This window comes from Providencia sp. PROV223, from assembly GCF_028479245.1.
Classification (GTDB): Bacteria; Pseudomonadota; Gammaproteobacteria; order Enterobacterales; family Enterobacteriaceae; genus Providencia; species Providencia rettgeri.
Map to the genome: position 1 here is coordinate 131,782 of NZ_JAMPNG010000003.1, position 24,785 is coordinate 156,566.

At 41.7% G+C, this 24,785-nt stretch carries 23 protein-coding genes and 1 pseudogene; 5 read left to right on the top strand and 19 right to left on the bottom strand.

Annotated elements, in window-relative coordinates:
• Nucleotides 1-588: 588 nt before the first annotated feature.
• Nucleotides 589-1,473, top strand: a complete 885-nt coding sequence (locus PR767_RS05585; protein ID WP_004913323.1) for a helix-turn-helix domain-containing protein — start codon at nt 589-591, stop codon at nt 1,471-1,473.
• A 50-nt stretch (nt 1,474-1,523) separates the two neighbouring features.
• On the opposite strand, the pseudogene PR767_RS05590 reads toward PR767_RS05585, so the two are convergent.
• The 19 genes and pseudogenes from PR767_RS05590 to napF form a co-directional block, all read right to left on the bottom strand.
• Nucleotides 1,524-3,557, bottom strand: a pseudogene (locus PR767_RS05590) (TonB-dependent copper receptor).
• 179 nt (nt 3,558-3,736) lie between these two features.
• Nucleotides 3,737-4,069, bottom strand: coding sequence for a DUF2946 domain-containing protein (locus tag PR767_RS05595; RefSeq protein WP_371021336.1), 333 nt, complete (start codon nt 4,067-4,069; stop codon nt 3,737-3,739).
• Nucleotides 4,070-4,476: 407 nt separating this feature from the next.
• Nucleotides 4,477-5,508, bottom strand: coding sequence for a phosphotriesterase family protein (locus PR767_RS05600; RefSeq protein WP_004913332.1), 1,032 nt, complete (start codon nt 5,506-5,508; stop codon nt 4,477-4,479).
• A 1-nt stretch (nt 5,509) separates the two neighbouring features.
• Entirely contained in the window at nt 5,510-6,475 is a 966-nt protein-coding gene (locus PR767_RS05605; protein WP_004913337.1) for a DMT family transporter, read from the bottom strand.
• A gap of 119 nt (nt 6,476-6,594) precedes the next feature.
• The gene (locus PR767_RS05610; protein WP_109912712.1) at nt 6,595-7,332 is read right to left on the bottom strand and encodes a glutamine amidotransferase; all 738 of its coding nucleotides are present in this window, start codon (nt 7,330-7,332) and stop codon (nt 6,595-6,597) included.
• A 26-nt stretch (nt 7,333-7,358) separates the two neighbouring features.
• Nucleotides 7,359-8,579, bottom strand: coding sequence for a PfkB family carbohydrate kinase (locus PR767_RS05615; protein ID WP_109912713.1), 1,221 nt, complete (start codon nt 8,577-8,579; stop codon nt 7,359-7,361).
• Between the two features lie 652 nt (nt 8,580-9,231).
• Nucleotides 9,232-10,305 carry a cytochrome c-type biogenesis protein CcmH gene (locus PR767_RS05620; RefSeq protein ID WP_109912714.1) on the bottom strand — a complete coding sequence of 358 codons (1,074 nt, stop codon included), beginning with the start codon at nt 10,303-10,305 and terminating at the stop codon, nt 9,232-9,234.
• Entirely contained in the window at nt 10,302-10,859 is a 558-nt protein-coding gene (gene dsbE / locus PR767_RS05625) for a thiol:disulfide interchange protein DsbE (RefSeq protein WP_004262204.1), read from the bottom strand. Before dsbE ends, PR767_RS05620 begins: the two co-directional genes overlap by 4 nt.
• Nucleotides 10,856-12,787 (bottom strand): heme lyase CcmF/NrfE family subunit, encoded by a 1,932-nt coding sequence (locus tag PR767_RS05630; protein ID WP_272519996.1) that lies wholly within the window; start codon nt 12,785-12,787, stop codon nt 10,856-10,858. The genes dsbE and PR767_RS05630 overlap by 4 nt, the downstream gene beginning before the upstream one ends.
• Nucleotides 12,784-13,275 (bottom strand): cytochrome c maturation protein CcmE, encoded by a 492-nt coding sequence (ccmE, locus tag PR767_RS05635; RefSeq protein WP_004913345.1) that lies wholly within the window; start codon nt 13,273-13,275, stop codon nt 12,784-12,786. The genes PR767_RS05630 and ccmE overlap by 4 nt, the downstream gene beginning before the upstream one ends.
• A complete protein-coding gene (gene ccmD / locus PR767_RS05640) occupies nt 13,272-13,484 on the bottom strand; it encodes a heme exporter protein CcmD (protein WP_004262214.1) in 213 nt (70 codons plus the stop codon). The genes ccmE and ccmD overlap by 4 nt, the downstream gene beginning before the upstream one ends.
• Nucleotides 13,481-14,221: a heme ABC transporter permease gene (locus PR767_RS05645; RefSeq protein WP_004913347.1), complete on the bottom strand. Its 741-nt coding sequence runs from the start codon at nt 14,219-14,221 to the stop codon at nt 13,481-13,483. Before PR767_RS05645 ends, ccmD begins: the two co-directional genes overlap by 4 nt.
• Nucleotides 14,222-14,418: 197 nt before the next feature.
• Nucleotides 14,419-15,057, bottom strand: coding sequence for a cytochrome c-type protein NapC (gene napC, locus PR767_RS05650; protein WP_109912715.1), 639 nt, complete (start codon nt 15,055-15,057; stop codon nt 14,419-14,421).
• 9 nt (nt 15,058-15,066) lie between these two features.
• Nucleotides 15,067-15,516, bottom strand: coding sequence for a nitrate reductase cytochrome c-type subunit (gene napB, locus PR767_RS05655; RefSeq protein ID WP_004913351.1), 450 nt, complete (start codon nt 15,514-15,516; stop codon nt 15,067-15,069).
• Nucleotides 15,513-16,376: a quinol dehydrogenase ferredoxin subunit NapH gene (gene napH / locus PR767_RS05660; RefSeq protein WP_004262229.1), complete on the bottom strand. Its 864-nt coding sequence runs from the start codon at nt 16,374-16,376 to the stop codon at nt 15,513-15,515. The genes napB and napH overlap by 4 nt, the downstream gene beginning before the upstream one ends.
• Nucleotides 16,363-17,073, bottom strand: coding sequence for a ferredoxin-type protein NapG (gene napG / locus PR767_RS05665; RefSeq protein WP_004262231.1), 711 nt, complete (start codon nt 17,071-17,073; stop codon nt 16,363-16,365). Before napG ends, napH begins: the two co-directional genes overlap by 14 nt.
• Nucleotides 17,074-17,079: 6 nt before the next feature.
• Nucleotides 17,080-19,566 (bottom strand): nitrate reductase catalytic subunit NapA, encoded by a 2,487-nt coding sequence (napA, locus tag PR767_RS05670; RefSeq protein WP_272519997.1) that lies wholly within the window; start codon nt 19,564-19,566, stop codon nt 17,080-17,082.
• A complete protein-coding gene (gene napD, locus PR767_RS05675; RefSeq protein WP_004913364.1) occupies nt 19,547-19,825 on the bottom strand; it encodes a chaperone NapD in 279 nt (92 codons plus the stop codon). Before napD ends, napA begins: the two co-directional genes overlap by 20 nt.
• Nucleotides 19,815-20,306: a ferredoxin-type protein NapF gene (napF, locus tag PR767_RS05680; RefSeq protein WP_004262238.1), complete on the bottom strand. Its 492-nt coding sequence runs from the start codon at nt 20,304-20,306 to the stop codon at nt 19,815-19,817. Before napF ends, napD begins: the two co-directional genes overlap by 11 nt.
• Nucleotides 20,307-21,112: 806 nt before the next feature.
• On the opposite strand from napF, the gene nrfA reads away from it, so the two are divergent.
• The 4 genes from nrfA to nrfD are packed head-to-tail and all read left to right on the top strand — an operon-like array spanning nt 21,113 to nt 24,784.
• The gene (nrfA, locus tag PR767_RS05685; protein WP_004913367.1) at nt 21,113-22,546 is read left to right on the top strand and encodes an ammonia-forming nitrite reductase cytochrome c552 subunit; all 1,434 of its coding nucleotides are present in this window, start codon (nt 21,113-21,115) and stop codon (nt 22,544-22,546) included.
• 47 nt (nt 22,547-22,593) lie between these two features.
• Nucleotides 22,594-23,163, top strand: a complete 570-nt coding sequence (nrfB, locus tag PR767_RS05690; protein WP_004913368.1) for a cytochrome c nitrite reductase pentaheme subunit — start codon at nt 22,594-22,596, stop codon at nt 23,161-23,163.
• Nucleotides 23,160-23,831: a cytochrome c nitrite reductase Fe-S protein gene (gene nrfC / locus PR767_RS05695; RefSeq protein WP_004913371.1), complete on the top strand. Its 672-nt coding sequence runs from the start codon at nt 23,160-23,162 to the stop codon at nt 23,829-23,831. Before nrfB ends, nrfC begins: the two co-directional genes overlap by 4 nt.
• Nucleotides 23,828-24,784, top strand: coding sequence for a cytochrome c nitrite reductase subunit NrfD (nrfD, locus tag PR767_RS05700; protein WP_004913373.1), 957 nt, complete (start codon nt 23,828-23,830; stop codon nt 24,782-24,784). Before nrfC ends, nrfD begins: the two co-directional genes overlap by 4 nt.
• The last annotated feature ends 1 nt before the right edge of the window (nt 24,785 follow it).

Below are 24,785 nucleotides of genomic sequence, written 5' to 3' on the forward strand. Positions count from 1 at the left end.
GTTAGATAAAACTATCTTGCTTGATTTAATGTTATAACCTTAAGAAATTAGTGACAATTTGTATTCATGCGTATCAATAAGTTTCCAGAAGATAATTATAATAAATTGAATTTTTTCACATCATAAAAAAAGACGTTTTTTTTTATTTATTAGTCGGAATTACAACATTAAATTTAGACGATAAAGCAAAATATTTCATATTATGCTTATAATACTAAATGACCTTTTCAGATTAATGGTTTACATTACACACCTCTTATATTGAGCCTCCAAAATAGATTACTTCAACAGGCTGTTTTCGATAAAAATAAAATTACTTCACCCTATTTATGCCATGTTCATTACTTTCAGTCCATACTGCAATATGTAAAAATTAGATAAATTACACAAACTCTAAATAGGTGTATTTAGGTAATATTCCTACTTTTTTACTCCCCAAAACTTACTTAACTTCACATCTTTTTAATAAAATTGTCAGTTGGCGTGGTATCATATTACGAGCACCTATGAATACTTACCTGTCATAACCTTGATGTATTTTATGGCTTATTTTTTTTTGGTAAGTAAAAGAGACCTGAAAGGAAAATCATGCTACAAGAAAGTGTTATCAGGGAAATCATTCTCTGGATAGAACAAAATTTAGAATCTCGCCTATCCCTAGATACTGTTGCCGATAAATCAGGATACACCAAATGGCACTTTCAGCGCCTGTTTAAGAACCAAACAGGGCTCGCGCTTGGTTCCTATATCCGAGCAAGACGCCTTTCTTGTTCTGCTGTCGCATTACGACTAACAAATGACAGCATAATGGATATTTCTCTGAGGTACCGTTTTGACTCACAACAAACTTTTTGCCGCGCGTTTAAAAAGCAATTTAATCTCACGCCTTCTGAATATCGAAAACGCGAAGGTTGGAAGATTGAAGGGTTCTGTTTACCTCTACGAGAAAGTAAAGAGTTAAATGTTCGAGTTAAATTGACTCAATTACCAGCCATTAATTTACTCGGCACTAAACATCGTTACACTAAAGATATTAATGAGTGGAACCTAAAAACGGATGAGCTACGCCGATACTATTGGAAAGCTTTTTTCGATAAAAACCCTTATGTCACTCAGCATTTATATGCAATTCATGGTGTAGACCAAAGTGCGAATGCAGAAGGCCATTTCCTATATACCACGGCTCTAGATGAACAAGATGTAGAGATTGCACTTCCCCAGACAACCCATTTACAATTACCTGCAGGTAATTATTTAGAAATCAAGATAACCAGTAGCCTTCATGGTATAGATTACAATGATATTATTTATACTGCTTATGGGAAGGTACTTGCTGAAATGGACATCGTCCGTGGCGAAGGACCAGATGTAGAACAATATGTCCTGAAATCGAAGCCCTCTTATGAAGCGTTCGTGAATGACTCACGAAATTTTATTCAAGAGCTAAATTACTATATTCCTGTTATTATTTAATAAATAGCAAACAACCCATACGGAAACTGTACGGGTTGTTTACCTAATAATTAAAATGTCACATTAATTTTTGCCCAGAAATTTCTTCCTGGTTCATTTACTGGCACATTGGATGAATAACCAAAACCGCTATTTCCAGCTAAGTTAAGGTGCTCACTGTAGGTTTTGTCGAACAGGTTATCAACGCCTGCGCTTAACTTCATGTTTTCATTAATTGTATATGCTGTATTTAATGAAAAAATCGTAAAACCTGCACTTTTACTAAAGTCTTTACCCACCACATTGCCATCGTTTATAGCAACGCGATTTTGGCGGCTAACAACGCGTACTAAACCTGTCGTGGTCCAATCGCCTTTTTCCCATGATAAGCCAAAACGGCTTTCCAACGGTGGCATCTGCGGTAATGCCTTTCCATCTGTGCGATTTTCTCCCCACGAATAAGCCAAGCTTGCATCTGCTTTCCATTCATCACTGAGTTTTTGTGCTACACCGAGCTCGCCCCCCATGATTAACGCATTCACATTTTCAACCTGACTCATTCTTGGGTTTGTTGCGCTATAGCGGAAAAGAATAAAGTCATCAACATGCCCCACATAAGCAGAAATCCAGGCATTGGTATCTTCATGACTATATTTAGCACCAATATCTAACTGAGTCGTTTTTTCTGTTTTTAGCTTATCAAACACATTATTGCTACCATCTGGGCCAAGTTTAGGCGAGAACAGCTCCCAATAATCCGGAAAGCGTTCGGTATAGCCGACACCTGCATATAGCATAATAGGCGTGCCAGATAATGAATGCTCATAACGCGCAAAGCCCGCTGGCATCACCGTATTACGCCCTGAAGAACCTACTTCTGTATTATTTTCAACTATCACGCGATCTAAACGAGCTCCACTGACCACTTTGCCTTGTTCAGTCGCATGCCAAGTTAATTCACTAAAAACACCATAGTCTTGGAATTGTGCATCTTTTTTCCAGCTATTATTATTGTTTTTACGGTGTTTATTGGTCTGCATGTCAGCCCCTGCACGCAGTTCATAATCTTTCCACAACCATGTTCCCATGGTACGGCCACCCATGGTTTCGCGATCAACACGCATTTTCATTGGCATATTCATCATACCGTGGCCTCCATGCCCCATATGGCCACCGCTCATTCCACCGCCTGATGGAGAGCGAAGCGAGTAGTTATCCATAATATGGTCGGCATAATTGTAGTAAATATTAGCCTCAATTTTATCAAATACCTCGCCGATATTACTCTTTTCAAAGCGCAAGCCTAAGCTTTCGCGTTTAAATTGAGCCCCATCCATTCCTCTCCCCGCATAGCGAGCTTCCCCATCACCTTTACCGGCGGTCAGTTCTAATAATGTGTATTCATCAGGCGTCCAGCCAACAGCAATATCTGCATTCCACTTATCCCACTTCGAAGGAACCTTATCACCATTGCCATCTTTATAATCATTTGAACGTGATTTATTACCAATGACACGAATATACCCCGTTTCATTACCTAAACTGATATCTGCATTGCCATCCCAACGCTCATTAGATGCTGTTAAGGCACTTGCGTTGCCTTTAATACCCGCTTCAGTAAATAGCGGCTTTTCGCGCTCAAAACGGATTGTTCCAGCAGAATTTCCTGGCCCCCATAAAACAGTTTGCGGGCCTTTAATCATATTCAGTACATCAAAGTTTTCAGGTGAAATATAAGAAGTCGGCGCATCCATACGAGAAGGACACGCACCTAACATTTCACTATCATTGGTTAAAATACGCAAACGAGAGCCGAACATGCCACGAAAAACCGGATCACCGTTAGTTCCACCATTACGTATTTGTGAAAAACCAGGAATGGTTTTGAGGTAATCAGAACCATCACTTGCAGGGACTGGCTGCCTTGGTGTCTTTGGCGACGTGGTGATTGTTAATGGCGAATCAACAGGCGCCGTCACAATCATTACTGAGTTTTCAGAAATAGGGCTTTGATTAACTTAATTTTTCGCTAATGTTGATGCCGTAAAAATCGCACTAATTACCAGTGTCGCAATAGGAGCCACTTTAAAAACGTGTGTATTCATTTTTCACCTGTTTCTTAGAAAAGGAAGATGCTACCTTCATCTTTTAGGCTGCAAACACATTTCAGCTCCCACAGATAAATTGCTTAATAAGCAAAGAAATTCAAGGCGAGCGAACGCGTTTTGCCCAGTGAAGGCAAAATAGCAATAAATTGATTTGTAATATTTACAATGCTAAGACATCAGGAAATAGGCGGGGCTCGAGCAAGGTGTAATGACCATGGTCTAAATAACCAAATGTGAACACTACGTTCAAAAGGAATAAATAGTGCCAGTGTCGCTAATTGCCGAATAACTACGGCAATAAATAAGATAAGAAATGGGAAGTGGATCAATAATTGGCAGTAACCACATGCAATGTCTTCCATCGGAGATTGCCCAATCCCCGTCATTAACATGTGATTCATTGGTGCAGAAACGTCACAATTTTCAGGCATCAGCATACCTTGATGAGAATGCATCGAATGGCCTGCCATTGATGAATGCTCAATTGTACTATTAGGGTTAGTGCTCACGCAGTGTTCCATCAGCCTCATCGATTTAGAGAACAATGGAGCGATAAACAGCATAACCACAGCCAATAGTGCAAGATAGGCAGCAAATTGTCTGATTGAAGTGCGCAGGTGCAACGTTTTTCCGTCATCTGAGTACGAATTTATAGCGCAGAATTGTATCTTATTTAGATACCCATTGTTATTGATATTTACCGAAAATGTTAATTTAAGATGAACTTTATTGATAAAATTGATTATCTATCATCAATACAAACCCATTGAAAAATCAATCAATTGACTGATTTATAGTATTAGGTACATTTCTCTAAGTCAGCAAACTGTTTTAAAGGCGCCATAAAAAAGTAGCAACCACAAGTGATTGCTACTAATTTTCCATCCAAAGAATTCTAAAAATAACAAAGGGTATTCTATGCTAATAAGTTTGCAGGATTATCAATACAAAGGCGGTTAATCATCGATTTATCCACCCCTTTTTTGGCCAATAACGAGAGAAAAACATTGGGTACAAATCCCCAGCCATTACCCCCATTTTTTGCCCACATTTGTTTGAGAAAAACATCATGACTCAACACGATTTGTGCCCCATACCCCATCTCAATCAGTTTACAAACCGCATCCGCAGTTTCTGTTACTGTTGGTGCAACACCTTCTTTTGGAAATGAAATATCTAGACCAATCATGTCAAACTCAAGCCAAACACCTCTATCAAGCATACGGCGTTGATAGTCAAAATCTTTACCTGACGGGTCTGAGTGTGCCAATGAAATTTTAGCGGGATTAACACCCATTTCTTTGATTAAAATATCGAGAACCTCATCTCCTCGACGTTGCCAACCAGGCATATGAATATTCATTGAAACATGGTCATTAGCCAGTTGCGCTACTGATGCCGCTCTTAGGCTATTCTTTTCACCATCAGTAAAAAAAGGAGATACCCCGATTTCACCAATCATTCCTGCACAAATATCCGTTCCATCAATGCCTACATTGAGCTCATCATCAATCATTTTAGCCATAGCATCGATATCATTGACTAACCGGTCACCTTCAAACTTTTCAATATACAGGCCAGAAGAAGCAACCACATTAATACCCGTTTTAATGGCAACTTCGCGCAATTGATGTACATCACGGCCAATCGCTTTGGAACCTGTAGCATCTACCAATGTTTTACCACCAAGTTCCTTAAAATTATTGACTTCATAAATCACATCTTCGATTGGCTTTTTATCCATATTGTCACAGCAGCAATATGGGTCGTGCTTCAGTCCCCATTGAATATCAGCACTGACTTTTTTATCAACCAACACATGTGAGAAGTCATAAAATGGCTCATCGACAACCGTTGATAAATCATTAAACAGATGTTCATGTGGTAATGTCAGTCCCATATCTTCTTTTTTAACGGGCCCTGTCACCGTTTGGATATAACCTTTCATTTTATACTCCTGCGGCTTTTGTCGCTTTGGCTTCTCTAAACTCAGGAATGGTCGTAATAATTGCGCCGACTAAAGCAAATACTGTTCCAATAATAGTCACTAAGTACACGGTATTGCCCAAAGACGGTAGCAATAAGTCAATCAGTACCGAACCCAATAACTGCCCTGCCGTTGAAGCAACACCGAGCATCAACAAACCTAAGCCGCGGACTAAGATTGCCATTAATGCAATGGACATTAAACCTAACGGGCCACCTAGGTACATCCACCAAACACCCGGTAAATCTAAAGTGAGATGACCTAATGCCATACGGATCACGAGAGCTATCGTCAGTACGGTAAAACCAACAATAAAGTTCCACGTAATAGAAACCATCATTGAACCTGTTGCTTCTGCAACTTTTGAGTTACCTGCGGGTTGCCACCCTGCTAACAAGCCAGCTAAAAAAGGCAAAATAGCTAAATAAATGGCAGAACTTGAATGCCACTGTGGTGAAACCACAAACAACGTCGCGACAACCGCAAAAATGGCACCTAATACACGAAAGGTAGTGAATGGTTTTTTCTCATCGATACCAATACCAAAACGGTCACACAGCAAGCCTGATAATAATAGTGCAGAAATCAATGCAGTTTGGAAAGTTGCGATACCTAATGCACTCGCGGATGCGCCTTCAGAAAACACCACCATCGCACCGCACAGGCCTGCAAACCAATTCCACAATGGAATTTTTTTATTTTTAATTAAGCTAGGAATTGCTGCAAATTGTTGTCTGGTTTGTTTCTTCGCAATAATGATAAAAAACATCACCACCAAACCACTGGCAAATGAAATAACGGCGCTCGCATTTCCATCTTTTAATACATCACCCAGCTGCCCATTCACTGCGGATTGCATTGGCGATAACATACCGGCTAATACCGTCGCTATCATTAAAAAAGGGGTAGAATAACTTTTAACACTCATAAAATATTCCTTTTGGATTTTTGACTATGAGTCATTATTTTTTGTAATCGGCTTACAAGGTGCTGAATTAACTCAGCACCCATTTTCTTTATTTTGATTTTTTACTTTTAAAGAATTAATTAACGAGCGATTTGCTTAAGAATATTTACCCACATATCTGAATAATGCTCCCAAGCCATAAACTCACGACTTCCCCAGTGTGGCGAGCAGTCACTCATAAAACAGCCTGTTTTTCCTTTGTCATATTCACCGAATACCAATAATGGGTCTTCACCAATATTTAAAACAACTTGTGTATTTTCTTTAGCAGCAACTTTGTTATAACCTAAAAACATTGGCCAATTACCAAAGTTTTTAATTGATTCATGGCCTGTATTAGCGGGTGTTGCAAAAACTCCCTCAGGGGTTTCAACGCGGTCGTCACCATCTAACATTTCAACCGGTAATACATCGGCTAATAATGTATTTTTATAATTAGCTTTGGCTTCAATTCCCATAAATGACAAGTAACCACCGATCATTAATAAACCACCACCTTGGCTAACATATTGTTTAATTAATCCAAGTGCGTTAGGTAATACTTTCATATTATAGAAAGTGTCATTTTGTAATAAGAAAGTATTGGCACCGATATCGCTAATAACGACAACATCGTACTTTTCTAATTCCTCTACGGTTTTAGGGAATGCCATTTGCACGGTATGTGCAGGCATATAATCAATTTCAACGCCTTTATTTCTTAAACATTCTAATAAGAAAGTTGCACCTTCTTCATATTTACTTGAAGTAAAGCTGTCATAACCTTTAGTGTGGATCATATGGATATGCCATGATTCACCAATAAATAGAATTTTCATTTTTTTCCTCTTTTCAGAATATTAATTTATTCAGGGGATTGAGTCACAACCTGAGAATAGGTTGTTTGATTAATACGATGCATAACATTTATATCTTCAGGCATTTCTGAAGCATTACTTGTTTCAACAGCAAGGGATGAAAACGCCGATGCATAGCGCAAGGCGTAAGAAAACTGTTTACCTTTCGCCAAAGATGCAGCAAGAGCCCCATTGAATGCATCGCCGGCACCCGCCGTATTCTTAACAACAGCAGTGTAAGCCGGGGAATAAATGAACTTATTACCATCAAATGCAATAGAGCCTTTGCTTCCGAGTGTAATAACTACTTTTTTTACACCTTTGTGATAGATAACTTCAGCCGCTTTTTTAGCACTTTCTAAATCAATAACATTAATATTAGAAAGCAGACTTGCTTCAGTTTCGTTAGGGGTTAAAATATCAATCTTTTCAATTAATTCATTAACGATGTCGTTATACGGCGCAGGATTTAAAATAATTGGAATTTTATATTCATTACCAATCTCAATAATTTCCTTTAACGCTTCAATATTCGTTTCTAACTGAAGAAGAATAATATTTGAGTTTACAATTTTATCTTTTTGAATCTTCACTTCGTCAGCAGTAATATCCATATTAGAACCTGGATATATTGAAATAATATTTTCTCCACTATTTTCAGATACAAATATAGATGCTGTACCCGTTTGATATTTTTCAGTTTGGTATATGGTCGAAGTTTTAATTTTAGATGACGATATGAAGTTTATTGCATATTCACTAAATTGATCTGTTCCTATCTTCGTAATAAAGTGGACAGGTGAATCTGAATAACTCGCTGCTAATGCTTGGTTACACCCTTTACCACCAGGAGAAAAAATAAATTTATTTGATAATAATGATTCGCCTGCCTCTGGTAACCGAGGTAAGTAACTAATCATATCTACGTTAAATGAACCTAATACACATACTTTACCTAACACGGCATCATCCTTATCTGTTCTTTCATTAAAACTTTCATTGCACTCAAGAAATTGAATTATTTCTTTTTTAGCAACTTTATCTAGTGTTTCAAATTCGATGTATGCGCCACCATGGCAACGGCTAATAATTCCTTTTTTTGCTAAAGAGTTTAAATCTGCTCTAATGGTTTCTTTAGTGACATTAAGTTCTTTCGATAAAACAGAAACTTTGGCTGATCCAGTATTTTTTAAAATATTAATTATTTTCTTATGTCGTTCTGCTTTCATGCCATTTTACCTCATGGCATTTACTCTAATTTATACCTTGTTACATTAATGTGATTGTACTCATAGGTTCTCCCTGCAAAGCAAAAAAAAGCAAAAAGCATAAAAGTAAAAACAAAAAAAACCAAAAAAGAATAACTAAAGGTAAATCTTCTATTATTATCAAAATAATATAAGAATTGATTAGTTTACTTTATGGAATTTAGACCAAGAGGGAAGTACATAAGTAAATATAATAATTCGGATTATTTATTATATATTTCATAAATATAAAAACTTTAAAATAAAACAAAGTTAAATTAATAAGTTATATTTATAGCTTCATTAATTAAATAAGATAAAATAACCCTGATTAATCGTTATAATCTATTATGGGTAAAATAATGATAGGTTGAGAGAAGGATCACAATTTGAGTAAATGGATTATTCACCAGATAAACAAAAGGGAGCGATTGCTCCCTTTTTAGACTTGCTGCCAAACCTATTATGTTTGGCAGCAAGTCTAATTGGTTTTGAAAATACATTAGGAAAATCAACTCATTGATTTTCGGCTGATAACACAAAGCGGGAAAAACCACGCTTTTATCCCGCTTTGTCAACAACCTCAAAAGGGAGCGGTTGCTCCCTTTTGGTCATAGTAATTGACTGCCGTTAACTATTCCGCTTTCGCTGGCAACCCTTTCTTTTCGTGTACCATCATCAGTGCTTGTTCAACACTGCGCTCGATGATAGGGCGACGTTGGTCATTCTCTGGCAGTAGTTTTAACATCATTTGCCAAGCAGAAATGGCTTCAGCGTAGCGTTCTTGCTCAAACGCATTGAATGCAAAAATGCTCAACGCTTTCACATTGGTACGGTCTTCTGCAATCAGCTTTTTAAGTAGTTCCGCACCTTGACGGTTATCTTCTGGGTCAGAAGAGCGCGTCAAAACTTCCGCATAGCCCATCACTACATTTTCATTTTTAGGTGCTAGGCGATAAGCACGGCCATAGGCATCGGTTGCCATGGTCGCATTCCCCAACACCATACCAATACGGCCTAGCATTTCCCACGCTTCTACATTTTGCGGGTCTTCTTGAAGGCGAGTACGTAGACCTAAGGCGAGGTGTTCCATTTCCGCATTATTAAGTGGCGGCTCTGACGGGTCTAGCGCTCTATCTAGCAAGGCCGGAGCTTGTTGGTAGGCATTATTCCAATCCGCCACTTTCTCGTAGCTACCTACCTGATAATAAGCACCACCCGCAACACCTAATGCAATGATAAAACCGGGTAAATAAACCCAATTGCTAGTGCGAGAAGCCTCAGGTAATGATTCTTCATCACCCTGCTCAACCTGTTTTAATCTAACGCGTTTTTTAGAACGGGCAAAAATGATCCAACCGCCTACCGCTATCGCAACAAACGGTAATCCCCACAGCATAACCGTTAGCGGTGTCAGCGGTGGGTTATAAGTGACGAAGTAACCATAACGGGCAACCATGTAATCAACAATTTCATCACGGTTCTTGCCTTCTTTCATTAACTCATACACTTTTTGGCGCAAGTCCAGTGCAATCATTGAGTTAGAATCTGCAATGCTGTTGTTTTGGCATTTAGGGCAACGCAGTTCCTCGGTTAATTTACGGAATTGCTGCTCTTGTTGTTCATTATCGAAAGTAAAGACTTCTGTCGATGCATATGTCACCGTTGCACTTAACGTTAACATCAATAAACCCAGTAAATACCTCATTGGTTCGCCTCCTGATTATAGCGCTCCCAAAGGGGTTTAAACTCTTTTTCCCAAACGCGCTCGTCCATTGCCCCTGCGTGACGATAACGGATCACACCATTACCATCAATTAAGAACGTTTCAGGTGCCCCATATACCCCTAGGTCAAGGCCTAACATCCCTTCACCATCAAATAAGCTTAAGGCATAAGGGTTGCCCAACTCACGCAACCACACAATGGCTTTATCCCGTTTATCTTTATAGTTCAACCCAACCACACGAACACCCTGAGCAGACAACTTATTCAAATATTGATGTTCTGCTCGGCATGTTGGGCACCATGTTGCCCAAACATTCAATAAGATAGGTTGCCCTTGTGTTAATACATCAGATTCGTAGTGCTGCCCCGGGTTTTCTAATGACTCAAGACGAAAAACAGGCACTGGCTTACCAATTAAAGCAGATTCTAATAAACGAGGGTCATCCCCTTCTGCATTACGCATCAATTGCCATAACAGAACCGCGGCAATTCCTGCAAAAATAATAAAAGGAATTAAGAAGACTTTGCGGTTCATGCTGTTTCCCCTTGTAATTTACGACGACGATAACGTGGGTCAAACAAGCAGAATAACGCACCAATAGCCATTAATACGCCACCAGACCAGATCCAACGAACAAACGGTTTATAATACAAGCGCATAGTCCATGTATCTTTAGCAATTTCCTCACCCAATGCAGCATATAAATCGCGAGTAAAACCACCATCTATCGCCGCTTCAGTCATAACAGCTCGACTAACACTATAAAAACGTTTTTCTGGCATTAACACACCGATGACTTTGTCTTTTTCCTTCACTGAAATACTGCCAATGACACCTTGGTAGTTAGGGCCATCAGCTTCTCGTACTCCATTAAATACAAAGGTATAAGCACGAATTGAAATGCTATCACCCGGCTTCATTTTCACGTCACGCTCAATACTGTAATTTTGGCTAAAGGCAATACCGACGATAGTTACCGCCAAACCTAAGTGCGCCAGTACCATTCCCCAGTAACTTGGTGTGAGCTTGATTTTCTTACTGATGCGGACTCGCATTTCTGCGAAGGCAAGAATAGCAATCCAGCACGCCATCATTAAGCCGACAACCGTTAGGGCTTCTACCCTATCTTCCATCAATAATGGCAGGGCAAATGAGAGAATAACGGTTAAAACAGTTGCAATGATTAATAACTTTTTAATCGCCGCAGGGCGGTCACGCCCCCAACGTACGAGTGGCCCAATTCCCAGTAACAAGGCAAATGGCACCATCAACGCGATAAACATGGTATTAAAGAACGGTTCACCAATGGAAATCGTACCTAGACCAATTTGTTTATGAACCAACGGTAGCAAAGTACCGAGTAACACGACTAACATCGCGGCTGTTAGGATAACGTTATTGCCCAATAACATGGATTCACGGGACCATAGCGCATTGTTAACTCTTGAGCGTACTTTGTGCCCACGCAGTGCAAACACTAATAAAGAGCCGCCAATCACTAACACCATGAAGGCTAAGATGAATAACCCTCGAGATGGGTCTGAGGCGAAGGCATGTACGGAAACCAGTACCCCCGAGCGGACTAAGAAAGTCCCGAGCAAACACAATGAGAAAGCAAAAATCGACAATAATAGTGACCATGCTTTAAAAGTGGCTCGCTGCTCAGTCACGGAGAGTGAGTGGATCAATGCTGTTCCCACTAACCATGGCATAAAGGAAGCATTTTCCACCGGGTCCCAGAACCACCAGCCCCCCCAACCTAATTCATAATAAGCCCATGCGGAACCTAACATGATCCCTAGCGTTAAAAAGAACCATGCTGCCATCGTCCAAGGGCGAGCAAAACGCGTGAAAGAGCTATCTAACCGGCCACTTAACAATGCAGCAATCGCAAAGGCGAATGCCACTGAAAAACCGACATATCCCATGTATAACAATGGTGGGTGGAAAATCAGCCCTGGATCTTGCAGTAATGGATTGAGGTCACGCCCTTCAATCGGAAAGGCGGGTAGCGTGCGCGAAAACGGATTTGAAGTGAAGATGATAAACAGCAAAAAACCAACGCTAACCATCCCCATAACAGCTAAAACACGAGCAACAATGTCGAGAGGCATGCGATAACTGCAAATTGCCACCGCAAATGTCCAGCCACTCATTAATAATACCCAAAGTAATAATGAGCCTTCGTGAGCTCCCCATGTTGCCGCAACACGATACCAAATAGGTAATTGCGTATTAGAGTTATTGGCAACATAAGTGACTGAGAAATCATTAACAACAAAGGCATTCACTAATACTAGGAATGCCCCTGTTACACAAAGAAAAAGTAACCATGCTAATGGACGTGATGATGCCATTAAGCGTGCATCATTGCGCGTCACTCCCCATAGCGGGTAGAAAGACAGCAAAACGGCAAGACCTAATGCCAAGCACAGTAAAACGCTACCAATTTCAGGGATCATGATGCATTGTCCTTATAGGCAGCAGCTGGCCTGCGATGGTTTTCTTGCATCGCTTTTTCAACCTCTGGTGGCGTATAGTTTTCATCATGTTTCGCAAGCACTTCTTTCGCTAAAATATGATTATTCTCTTGTAATTCCCCTTGAACAACGACACCTTGCCCTTCTTTGAATAAGTCGGGCAAAATTCCATGATAACTTACGTTAACCTCACCTTCGGCATCATAAACAGTGAAAGTGATATTGACAGCGTTAGAGACAGGGTCAGAATCACGTACTACACTACCTGGCATGACCATGCCACCGACACGTAAGCGTTGTCCAACTTCAGGGATTTGCTGAGTTTCTCGCTTACCATAAATGATTTCACCGGGGGTATAAAACAAGTCAATACTTGAGCGTAATGCATAGAGAATTAATGCGAGGGTTAGCCCCACACCAACCAATATGGAACAGATCAGCCAAAGTCGGTTACGACGACGAATATTCACACTCCCTCCCTACGCGCTCTTGCTGCTTTTTGCCTGACTTCACGAGCTTGCTGTTGAATAATTGCATTTATTATCATTTTTCTTTGTATATACGTATGCAAACAGAGTAACAAAATAGGTATTAATGTCAGCGCAACCGCCAGCCATACATAAAAACCATAGCCGCCCATCGCCCAAAATTCACTCCAAGATGCAAATGCGCTAGTCATGATTGACGTCCTTTTTTATTCACAATATCTAATACCCATGGACGGTTACGTTCTAACATCAATAATTGGCTACGTAAACGGATTAACGTTAATGAGATAAAAAGAAATAGGTAACCAAGGATAGCTAAACGAAGTGGTGTACGCATAGCAGGGTTGATGCTTTCTTGCATGCGAGTCGAAGGCTGGTGCAAGGTTTGCCACCATTCAACTGAATAATGAATGATAGGTAAGTTAATCACACCAATTAATACTAAAATTGCAGCGGCCTTTCCTGCGGTGCGACGGTCATCAAACGCATGCCATAAAGCAATAATCCCCACATACAGAAAAAATAGAATTAATTCAGAGGTTAAACGTGCATCCCATACCCACCATGCACCCCACATTGGTTTACCCCATGTCGCACCTGTAACTAATGCAATAAAGGTAAATACCGCCCCTATTGGTGCCATCGCCGCTATCGCCAATTCCGAGACTTTCATTTGCCAGACTAGCCCAACAAAAGCAGTAATGGCCATCGTGGCATAAATTCCCATCGACCACATTGCGGCAGGAACATGAATATACATAATACGATAGCTTTGGCTTTGAACTTTATCGGTTGGCGCAAAACCAAATCCCCAAATCCATCCCACCGCTAAACAAATTACACTCAATATAATAAACCACGGTATTAGACGCCCACATAACCGATAAAGGTTGACTGGGATGGCTAGTTGATGAAGCTTTTTCCACATAGTTTAATTACCCTGATTTATTATATTGTTAGTAAATGCTGCGTGACAGCATCATACAATACACATTAAAAAAGCAAATATATTGATTTAACACAAATATAACTTAGGCTGATCATACTCAAACGCATAACCAGCCTATTTATTGATCATTACTTATAATTCATCGATGTAACTCATCATAAAATGATTACCTTGAATTAAAAGCCAGGTTCAACTTCACGCATGTCCGGCAACTTATGGGCGATCCCTTTATGGCAGTCAATGCAGGTTTTACCATCCGTGATGGCTTGGTCATGCATTTTGGCTGCAACTCCTTTTTGTGCTGTAAAGTCCATATACTCAAAGTTATGGCAGTTACGACACTCTTGTGAGTCGTTATTTTTCATTCGTCGCCACTCACTTTGCGCCATCGCTAACCGATGGTCTTCAAATTTTTGTGGCGTATCAATGATGCCAAAAATTTTTCCGTATAACTCTTTACTCGCTTGAATTTTACGCACCATTTTGGGACCAAACTCATGCGGTACGTGACAATCAGGGCAAGTTGCGCGGACACCACTACGGTTAGTATAGTGAATAGTATCCATATATTCTTCATAGACATTCTCACGCATTTCATGGCAGCTAATACAGAACTCTTCCGTATTGGCCATTTCCATACCGGTATTGAAGCCGCCCCAGAAAATAACACCACTCACGAAACCAATCAGCAATAAGGTTCCTAATGCTAATCGGCTTGGCCTACGCCACCAGCGCCATACTCTGCCGATTAACCCAAACAAGCCCTTTTTCTTCGGCTTGTCATCATTTGTTTGCTTATCATTGTTATTTGACATAATTCCCCCTTATTTCCCAAAACCTTTGGATGGGGTAAATGTGTTATCAACAATCGGTGCTGTGTCTGACTGAGGCACGTGGCACTGTAAACAGAAGTAGCGGTTTGGTGCGACTTCGCCAAGGACTTTGCCTGTTGCATCCATAAAGTGCGTTGGGCTGACTCTTGGTGCCCCTGTCGTGCGGTAATTTTCCACACCATGGCATTGCAAGCAACGATTAGTATTGGTGGTAATTTGATAACCTTCAACACTATGTGGGATCATTGGTGGTTGATTCACATAGTTTAATGCCATTCTTTCTTGCTCTTTCGGAATATGAATGCTTCCTTCTGACGTACCGGATACTTCTGGTGATTGGGTCAGGTCTACACCATTAGCAGCCCAAACAAGACTGCTTACAACAAAGGCCATTCCAGCCACCCAACGGCTGATCGTCTTTTTCAGGACAGGATTTTTCATGATTTTGCTCCCGAACTCCATCTTAGTGTTATTTTAAAAACATCCTCAGAACAAACATCGATGCAACGACCGCAAGTGATGCAATCTTTATCGGATATCTGCGCTGGAGCTTGTTTATCTAGGACCGGTGCGCGCAGAACTTGCGGCTCCGGACAAATGTGGAAACAGTCCATACAACGGCTACAGTTTTCTTTATTTTCCGCTGTAACAACCAATGCGCCCTTGCACCCTGCCACGCCATATAGCGCACCTAATGGGCAAAGGTGACCGCACCAACCATGTTCCACAACTAATAAATCGAATAAAAACAGTGCAACTAAAACCAATGCACCGCTGCCAAAACCAAAAATTAAACTGCGCCCCATTAATGAAACTGGATTAAGCCATTCCCAAAGTAAGGTACCTGTAATAGCAGAACCGATCAGGATCACGACCAGCAATACATAGCGAATATTGCGCGGTATTGTTGCGGATTGGTTAAAATCAAATTTACGTCTTAACCACGCCGCCGCATCCGTCACTGGGTTTACAGGACAGACCCAACTACAGAAAATGCGCTTACCCAGCAGTGCATAAACCCCGAATACGATAGCAGCCCCAACTAATGCTGAGATCCCCGGTAAGTAACCACTTGCTAAGCTCTCTAAGGTGATTAATGGGTCAGTCAAAGGTACGGTGTCTAACAATAAGCTACTGCTGTAGTTACCATGTAAAATCCATACCCCAAACCATGGCCCACTCAAGAACATCGCTAACACCAGCAATTGGCTTATACGTCTAAACACCAACCATTTGTGGCTCTGCCACCAGCCTTTTTTTGCCTGAGCTTCACGTCCGGCATCACGTTTACGATTCGCCATTGTTACCCTCCAGCCAACCAAAGCGGTAATGGTGTCCTAACTCACCTTTCGCCAGCGACCTTGGTAATACCTTGATAGCTGCCTCTTCCAATACACATGCCTGTTCACATTTACCGCATCCCGTGCAGTAGTTGCTATTGACGGTGGGTAAGAAGCGCGCGTGCTTACCTGTTCGGTGGTTTTGTTCAAGTTCCAATGTGATGGCTTCATCAATCAGTGGACATACGCGGTAACATACATCACACCTTAGCCCTTGAAAGTTCAGGCAGTTTTCCTGATCGAGTAAAACGGCTAACCCCATGCGTGCATCGTTAATCGACTCAATGTCTTTATCCAATGCACCACTTGGGCAAACCTTGGCGCAAGGAATGTCCTCACACATTTCACACGGATTTTCTCGGGCGATGAAGTATGGCGTTCCAGAAGCCAAACCGGATGCCAATGTCGCTAATTTCAACATGTCATACGGGCAGGCTTGAACGCATTGTCCACAGCGGACACATGCACTGGCAAATGCTTTTTCATCAAGGGCTCCCGGCGGACGAAGCTTGACGCCACTCGCACGGGAAGTTTGTTGCTGAAGCCCCAGCACCACACCAACAGCCGCCAACCCACCCGCAGTACGGGCGACATCGCGTAAAAAGCGACGACGACTATTCTGGGACTTAGCCTGTTGAGACTTAGCTTTCTGGGGCATGAGCAATTACACCTTTTCCAGTTTAACGGCACATTTTTTGTAATCCGTTTCTTTTGAAAGCGGATCGGTTGCATCCAGTGTTAAGTTATTCACTAGCTGCGCAGCATCGAAGAACGCCATGTAAACTAAGCCTTTTGGTGGTCTATTACGGCCACGTGTTTCGACAATCGTGGTCACATCACCACGGCGTGAAACCACTTTGACTTTATCACCACGGCGTAAACCTCTCTCTTTCGCATCGATTGGATGTATAAACACAAGAGATTCAGGGAAAGCACGGTGCAGTTCAGGAACACGGCGTGTCATACTACCGGTATGCCAATGTTCTAATACACGGCCTGTTGATAACCATAAGTCATATTCTTTATCTGGCGATTCCGCAGCAGGCTCAAATGGCAGAGCAAAAATCACCGCTTTACCGTCTGGTTTACCGTAGAATTGATAACCCGCGCCAGCCTTAACGTAAGGGTCATTTCCTTCGCTATAACGCCACTGAGTTTCTTTGCCATCAACCACTGGCCAACGGATACCGCGCGCTTTGTGGTAGTCATCAAAATCAGCCAAATCATGACCATGACCGCGACCAAAGCCAGCGTATTCCTCGAACAGCCCTTTTTGTAAGTAAAAACCTAATTCACGAGACTCATCATTAAGTTGGTCTTCTGCTAACTCGCTCACAGGGAACTTCGTTACAGCTTGGTTAGCGAATAACACGTCATATAGGGTTTTCCCGCGTAATTCAGGTTTTTTCGCGAGTAACTCTTCAGGCCACACTTCATCCGTTGTAAAGCGTTTAGAAAACAGTACCATCTGCATTAAGTCAGATTTTGCTTCGCCTGGTGCCTTAACTTGCTGGCGCCAAAATTGGGTACGACGTTCCGCATTACCGTAAGCCCCTTCTTTTTCTACCCACATGGCTGTCGGTAAAATTAAGTCGGCAGCCAATGCGCTGACCGTTGGGTATGGGTCAGATACCACGATAAAGTTACGTGGGTCGCGCCAACCAGGCATACGCTCTTGGTTGATATTCGGGCCCGCTTGCATGTTGTTGTTACACATTACCCAGTAGAAATTCAATTTACCGTCTTTTAAAGCACGGTCTTGGGCAACAGCGTGTAAACCCACTTTTTCAGGGATCGTCCCAGCAGGTAACCCCCACACACCTTCTACTTTTTCACGGTGTTTTTCATTGGTAACCACCATGTCCGCAGGTAAACGGTGTGAGAACGTACCGACTTCACGAGCAGTACCACACGCTGATGGCTGGCCTGTTAATGAGAACGGCCCACAACCCGGTTGAGAAATTTTTCCTGTCAGTAAGTGCAAGTTATACGCTAAGTTATTCGCCCAAACACCGCGAGTGTGCTGGTTAAAGCCCATGGTCCAATAAGAAACCACTTTCGTTTTAGGGGCTGCGTAAAGTTTAGCGAGTTCTTCTAACTGATCTTTTGGAACCCCGGTCATTTCTGCGGTTTTGTCTAACGTATATTCTGCAACAAAGGCTTTATACTCGTCCCATGTCATTGGCTCAGACGCATCAGAACCTGCATTTTTCGCATTTTGTTCGAGTGGGTGAGTTGGGCGTAATCCATAACCGATATCTGTTGCACCACGACGTAAATTCACGTGTTTATCGAGGAATTCCTGATTAACTGCGTTATTTTGAATGATATAGTTTGCAATATAGTTCAGGATCACCAAGTCAGATTGTGGTGTAAAGACGATGCCGTTATCCGCTAATTCAAAGCTACGATGTTTGAAAGTCGATAACACCGCAACACGCACGTCAGGGTTAGACAGACGACGGTTGGTGATACGAGACCACAAGATTGGGTGCATTTCTGCCATGTTTGAACCCCAAAGGACAAACGCGTCAGCATGTTCAATGTCATCATAACAACCCATTGGTTCATCCATACCGAAAGTACGCATGAAGCCCACTACCGCAGAAGCCATACAGTGGCGTGCATTAGGGTCTAAGTTATTAGAACGGAAACCACCTTTGAACAGTTTTGATGCCGCATAGCCTTCCCAAACTGTCCACTGGCCCGAACCGAACATACCAATCCCTTCAGGACCTTTTTCTTTTAATGTGGTTTTGACTTTTTCTTCCATAACATCAAAGGCTTGCTCCCACGTAATCGGTGTGAACTCCCCATTTTTGTCATATTCGCCGTCTTTCATACGCAACATTGGCTGCGTTAAACGGTCTTTTCCGTACATAATTTTTGGTAAGAAATACCCTTTGATACAGTTTAGACCACGGTTTACAGGGGCTTCTGGGTCACCTTGGCTGGCCACAATACGACCATTTTGAGTGCCCACCAGTACCCCACAGCCTGTACCACAAAAACGACAAGGGGCTTTGTCCCATTTAATACTTTCTTGTTGACCAACCACTGCTTTCGCAATGCTCGGTGCGCCAATACCTGCCGCCGCAGCAGCGGCCGCTATCGCATTGGCTTTCATAAAGCTACGACGACTGAGTTTCATAATCTTCCTCACCTTGCTCTTCCTGCTGATGGTAAACCAGCGAAACATCTAGTACGCCGTCAATATCGCGTACTAAATCAATAGTATCTAACAACGTTCTACTACCTTGCCCTTCAACAACCACAATCAGTTTTCCGTTTTCCGGGGCGCTTAGCGCCACTTCACAATGGGAAAGTTGATTAATTTCTTCGGCCACAGTAGACAGTCGCTCACTTTTTACTTGTACTATTAAACTGCACACTTGATAGTTACTGTGCATGTTCATGCTCCACGGTAATGGCTGAAACTGGGCAACCTGCGACGCAAGCACCACAGCCTGTACAACCTGGTGTTTCTACTTTTGGCTGGTATATACCGGCCATTGACGGACGAAAAGAGATGACTTCAGGCTCACAACTGTCTTGGCAACGACGACATTCAATCGAAAGATAAGCAAGACAATTTTGGCCAATCGAAATTGAGATATCCCAAGGTTGGGAATGTTTTGGTAGGAAAATAGGTTCTGGACATGCTGTTGCACATGCATAGCAAAATGTACATTCACCACGCTTAAAATCAACAACAGGGTAGCCCCCTGCTCCTGGTTGGATAATTGCCGTTTCGCAACTTTCAACACAGGCATTGCAACGGGTACACAATTCGATAAATTGCGTTTCACTACCACTCCATGGCGGCCGAACCACTGGGGCTGCACTACGCCACGCACCAGTTAATACTCCCCGACGGGTGAGATCAACCATGTTTTTTTCCTTTACATTGCCAACAAAAAAACTAAAACGTATTGATAAACCGCATTTTTTATATGTGTATTTATGAGAAATATTAACGATAGAGGTTATAAAAATACATACTACCAAGTGGGTAAAAGAGGTAATTACCCGTATACGACTAGAAATGATAACATTTACGTTATTTACTCACCATTAGCTAAAAGTAGCACCAAAATGATAACCAAGTAGGCCTTTTTAATTATTTATTAACATTTTTTTAATATGTATTATTAATTTAAACTCAAGTTTTAATTTTTTAAATTATAATTCCAGCTCAAAACTACCACTAAAGTGGTATGTGCAATGTCATTTAGCAAAAAAATATCTGTATTTTTTTTGATATTAAACAACTTTCATTTCTAACTTTATTTTAAAAACAGCACTCAAATATTTAAAATAAAAAAATCATTTTAAAATCAATAAAATAAAATCAGATAACGCCAAATATCAAAATAAGAATCATTACTAATTAATTATTAAAAGTAACAGTTTAAAACTACAGAAAAATAACTATATCAATTTCAATAATACCTATTTTTTATTATTTCCTCACATTCTATTTCCTTATTACAAATTATCTTTTGATCAAAAACAATATTTTTAGTGTGGTTTTTTGTTACACATATAAATTGGCAATGTCTTGGTAGCAGATGAAAGCTTGCTATCAAACCTAAATAACAAAAAGATACCCAAAATAGTTCGAGTCACAGGTCACATTACAACAACAACTCGAAAAATGAAGGGATGACTGGCTAAAATTACTCGAGGCCCTTTTTATGGCAAACATAAGAAATAATGCACTATGCTTATTGAGTCTGGTTGCAGGAATATTTCTCTTTACCTCTGTTCATGCTCAAACTCCGACTAAAGATAGTACATCTACCATCAACGCTCGAAATGAAACTTTCGAAGCTGCTCACCCTGATCAATACCACTCTTGGCGAGCAACATCCGAGCAATCAAACCGAGAAGACGCATTAGCGGAAGACCCTCGCTTAGTCGTTCTCTGGGCTGGATACCCATTCTCACGCGACTACAACAAACCTCGTGGTCACGCCTATGCCATCATCGACGTCCGTGAAACCTTACGAACTGGTGCTCCGAAAGATGCCCAAGATGGCCCGCTTCCGATGGCATGTTGGAGCTGTAAAAGTCCCGATGTGGCAAGGCTTATCCAAGAACATGGCGAAGATGGCTATTTCGAAGGTAAGTGGGCAAAAGGTGGCCCAGAAGTGGTGAATGTCTTAGGTTGTGCAGATTGCCATAAAACCGACTCAGCGGATTTTGCAAAAGGTAAACCAGAGCTAACACTTTCTCGCCCTTATGCAGAGCGTGCAATGGAAGCGATTGGCAAACCGTTTGATAAAGCCAGCCGGTTCGACCAACAGTCCATGGTGTGTGGCCAATGCCACGTAGAATATTATTTCTCTGGTGATAAAAAAGCCGTGAAATTCCCATGGGATAACGGCACCAAAGTGGAAGATATGGAAGTCTACTACGACAACATTGGTTTCTCTGACTGGACCAACTCACTGTCGAAAGCTCCAATGCTAAAAGCCCAACACCCAGAATATGAAACTTGGAGTGCGGGTATTCATGGCAAAAATAACGTGACCTGTATTGATTGCCATATGCCAAAACTGCAAAACGAAAAAGGCGAACTGTATACCAGCCATAAAATTGGTAATCCATTCGACAATTTCGAACAAACCTGTAGCACTTGCCATACCCAAAGCAAACAACAACTGCAAGATGTGGTTGCTGAACGTAAAGTCGCTATCCAAGAGATGAAAATCAAAGCGGAAGACCAATTGGTTCGCGCTCACTTTGAAGCGAAAGCCGCATGGGATGCAGGCGCAACAGAAGATGAAATGAAACCAATTTTAACCGATATTCGCCATGCACAATGGCGCTGGGATTTAGCTATCGCCTCCCACGGTATTCATATGCACGCACCAGATGAAGGCCTACGTATGTTAGGTGGTTCGATGGATAAAGCGGCAGATGCACGTACCAAACTCGCTCGCCTGTTAGGCTCTAAAGGCATCACCCATGAAATTGCCATTCCAGATATTTCAACCAAGGAAAAAGCACAACAAGCCATTGGTTTAGATATGCAAAAAATCAATGCGGAGAAACAAGAGTTCTTAAAAACTGTCGTTCCGCAATGGGATGACCAAGCTCGTAAAAATGACCTATTAGCCAAATAACCATGATTTGCCCCAAATAATGGGGCAATACAACCAATGGAGTGAATATGAGCGTACTACGTTCGTTATTAACTGCTGGGGTGCTGGCAACAGGCTTATTATGGGCAACAGCCGCATCCGCAACCCCACAAATGGCACAAGAAAATGCAGAAGGCCGTTGGGTTGTCACGCAGCAACGCAGTGCTGACAGCGCCTGCTTAGACTGTCATAAACCAGACCAAGAAGGCATGCATGGCACTCACGCAGAAGTGATTAACCCTAACAATAATTTACCCGTGACTTGTACCAACTGCCACGGTAACCCAGGGCCTGATCACCGTGAAGGCGTCAAAGATGTCATGCGCTTTAACAACCCAATGTATAACGTTGAACAACAAAACAGTGTCTGTCTGTCATGTCACTTACCAGAGCAACTACAAAAAGCGTTCTGGCCTCATGATGTCCACGTCACCAAAGTGGCCTGTGCCAGTTGCCATGACCTTCATCCGAAACAAGATACGATGAAGGTACTGACTGATAAGGGCAAAGTAAAAATATGTGTCGACTGTCACTCAGATCAACGCAATAACCCTGATTTCAATCCAGCAGCGGTGAAATTGCGTAAGGAGCAGCCATGAGTTGTTCTCGTCGTCAATTCATTATCTACACAGGAGCACTGGCGGCGGTAGGAGGGGTTGCTAGCCATACGCTAGCTAACACCATGAAAATAGATGGCGTTCGCTACGGCATGGTGCACGATGAAAATCTGTGCATCGGCTGTACGGCGTGTATGGATGCGTGCCGAGAGGTTAACCAAGTACCGGAAGGTGTTTCACGGTTAACCATCATCCGTAGTGAGCCCATAGGCCAATTTCCTGATGTTAAATACCGTTTTTTTCGCCATTCCTGTCAACATTGTGAAAGTGCGCCTTGTGTTGATGTTTGCCCTACTGGTGCCTCTTTTATCGACAAAACAACGGGGATTGTTGATGTAAACCCTGACTTATGTGTCGGCTGCCAATACTGTATTGCTGCCTGCCCTTATCGCGTCAGATTCATTCACCCTATCAATAAAACTGCGGATAAATGTGATTTTTGTCGTAAAACGAATCTAAAAAAGGGTAAGCAACCAGCTTGTGTCGAGTCTTGCCCGACCAAAGCATTAACCTTTGGTAATTTAGATGATCCTAAGAGCGATATTTCGTTGATGCTAAAAGAAAAACCGACTTATCGATTCAAGATTGCACTCGGTACTCACCCCAAAATGTATCGAGTCCCGTTCAAATATGGGGAGGTTAGCCAATGACAACAGCTTCTGCTTTCCATTTTGAATCCTTAGTGTGGGACTGGCCCATTGCCGTTTACTTATTCTTAATTGGTATTTCAGCTGGGCTCGTGGTACTTGCGGTACTTATGCGCCAGTATTATCCCACTGCGGCTGGCAGTGATAGCACTCTCATGCGCACAACACTGATTTTAGCTCCGACAACAATCATCTTTGGGTTATTGATCTTAATTCTCCATTTGACGCGTCCATGGACATTCTGGAAATTAATGTTTCATTACAGCCCAACTTCGGTGATGTCGATGGGGGTAATGTTATTCCAAGTGTATATGGCTGTACTTGTTATTTGGCTTGCTAAAATTTATGAAAAAGAGCTCATGGTTTTACAGCAAAAATGGCTGCCTAAGTTTACGCTTATCCCAAGAATATTAACCCTGCTAAATCGTGCGATGCGTTCTCTGGATATTGTAATGCTAGTCTTGGCTGTTTTGCTTGGGGCTTATACCGGATTTTTACTTTCAGCATTAAAATCTTATCCATTCTTAAACAATCCATTATTACCAGCTTTATTCCTATTTTCAGGAATATCGTCAGGTATCGCGGTATCATTAATGGCAATAGCATTACGCTACCGTAAAAATATCCATAACGACGAAACCGCATTTTTACACCGTATCGAAGGCTTTGTTATTTGGCTCGAGATATTCCTATTAGCAGCCTTTTTTGTCGGGCTAGCGTTAGGGGATGACGGGAAAATTCGTTCATTAATTGCCGCATTAGGCGGTGGTTTCTGGACTTGGTGGTTTTGGATTGGCGTTGTCGGGTGTGGTTTTATTATTCCTCTGCTATTCAAAAAATGGATGGATAAAGGACAAGGTGCAGCAAGAGTATTGATTATCAGTGGTGCAAGCTTACTGGGTGTCTTCTGCTTACGCTTCTTTGTGTTATACGCAGGGCAGTTGACCGTCGCATAAC

Bases quoted from the DNA above. Each gene is read 5' to 3' on its own strand.
- napH (WP_004262229.1), bottom strand. From the start codon at position 16,376: ATGGCGAATCGTAAACGTGATGCCGGACGTGAAGCTCAGGCAAAAAAA.
- dsbE (WP_004262204.1), bottom strand. From the start codon at position 10,859: ATGAACCGCAAAGTCTTCTTAATTCCTTTTATTATTTTTGCAGGAATT.
- nrfA (WP_004913367.1), top strand. From the start codon at position 21,113: ATGGCAAACATAAGAAATAATGCACTATGCTTATTGAGTCTGGTTGCA.
- PR767_RS05600 (WP_004913332.1), bottom strand. From the start codon at position 5,508: ATGAAAGGTTATATCCAAACGGTGACAGGGCCCGTTAAAAAAGAAGAT.
- PR767_RS05605 (WP_004913337.1), bottom strand. From the start codon at position 6,475: ATGAGTGTTAAAAGTTATTCTACCCCTTTTTTAATGATAGCGACGGTA.
- napA (WP_272519997.1), bottom strand. From the start codon at position 19,566: ATGAAACTCAGTCGTCGTAGCTTTATGAAAGCCAATGCGATAGCGGCC.
- ccmD (WP_004262214.1), bottom strand. From the start codon at position 13,484: ATGACTAGCGCATTTGCATCTTGGAGTGAATTTTGGGCGATGGGCGGC.
- PR767_RS05630 (WP_272519996.1), bottom strand. From the start codon at position 12,787: ATGATCCCTGAAATTGGTAGCGTTTTACTGTGCTTGGCATTAGGTCTT.
- PR767_RS05615 (WP_109912713.1), bottom strand. From the start codon at position 8,579: ATGAAAGCAGAACGACATAAGAAAATAATTAATATTTTAAAAAATACT.
- PR767_RS05620 (WP_109912714.1), bottom strand. From the start codon at position 10,305: ATGAGGTATTTACTGGGTTTATTGATGTTAACGTTAAGTGCAACGGTG.
- napD (WP_004913364.1), bottom strand. From the start codon at position 19,825: ATGCACAGTAACTATCAAGTGTGCAGTTTAATAGTACAAGTAAAAAGT.
- napG (WP_004262231.1), bottom strand. From the start codon at position 17,073: ATGCCCCAGAAAGCTAAGTCTCAACAGGCTAAGTCCCAGAATAGTCGT.
- napF (WP_004262238.1), bottom strand. From the start codon at position 20,306: ATGGTTGATCTCACCCGTCGGGGAGTATTAACTGGTGCGTGGCGTAGT.
- nrfB (WP_004913368.1), top strand. From the start codon at position 22,594: ATGAGCGTACTACGTTCGTTATTAACTGCTGGGGTGCTGGCAACAGGC.
- PR767_RS05585 (WP_004913323.1), top strand. From the start codon at position 589: ATGCTACAAGAAAGTGTTATCAGGGAAATCATTCTCTGGATAGAACAA.
- nrfC (WP_004913371.1), top strand. From the start codon at position 23,160: ATGAGTTGTTCTCGTCGTCAATTCATTATCTACACAGGAGCACTGGCG.
- napC (WP_109912715.1), bottom strand. From the start codon at position 15,057: ATGTCAAATAACAATGATAAGCAAACAAATGATGACAAGCCGAAGAAA.
- napB (WP_004913351.1), bottom strand. From the start codon at position 15,516: ATGAAAAATCCTGTCCTGAAAAAGACGATCAGCCGTTGGGTGGCTGGA.
- PR767_RS05610 (WP_109912712.1), bottom strand. From the start codon at position 7,332: ATGAAAATTCTATTTATTGGTGAATCATGGCATATCCATATGATCCAC.
- nrfD (WP_004913373.1), top strand. From the start codon at position 23,828: ATGACAACAGCTTCTGCTTTCCATTTTGAATCCTTAGTGTGGGACTGG.
- PR767_RS05645 (WP_004913347.1), bottom strand. From the start codon at position 14,221: ATGTGGAAAAAGCTTCATCAACTAGCCATCCCAGTCAACCTTTATCGG.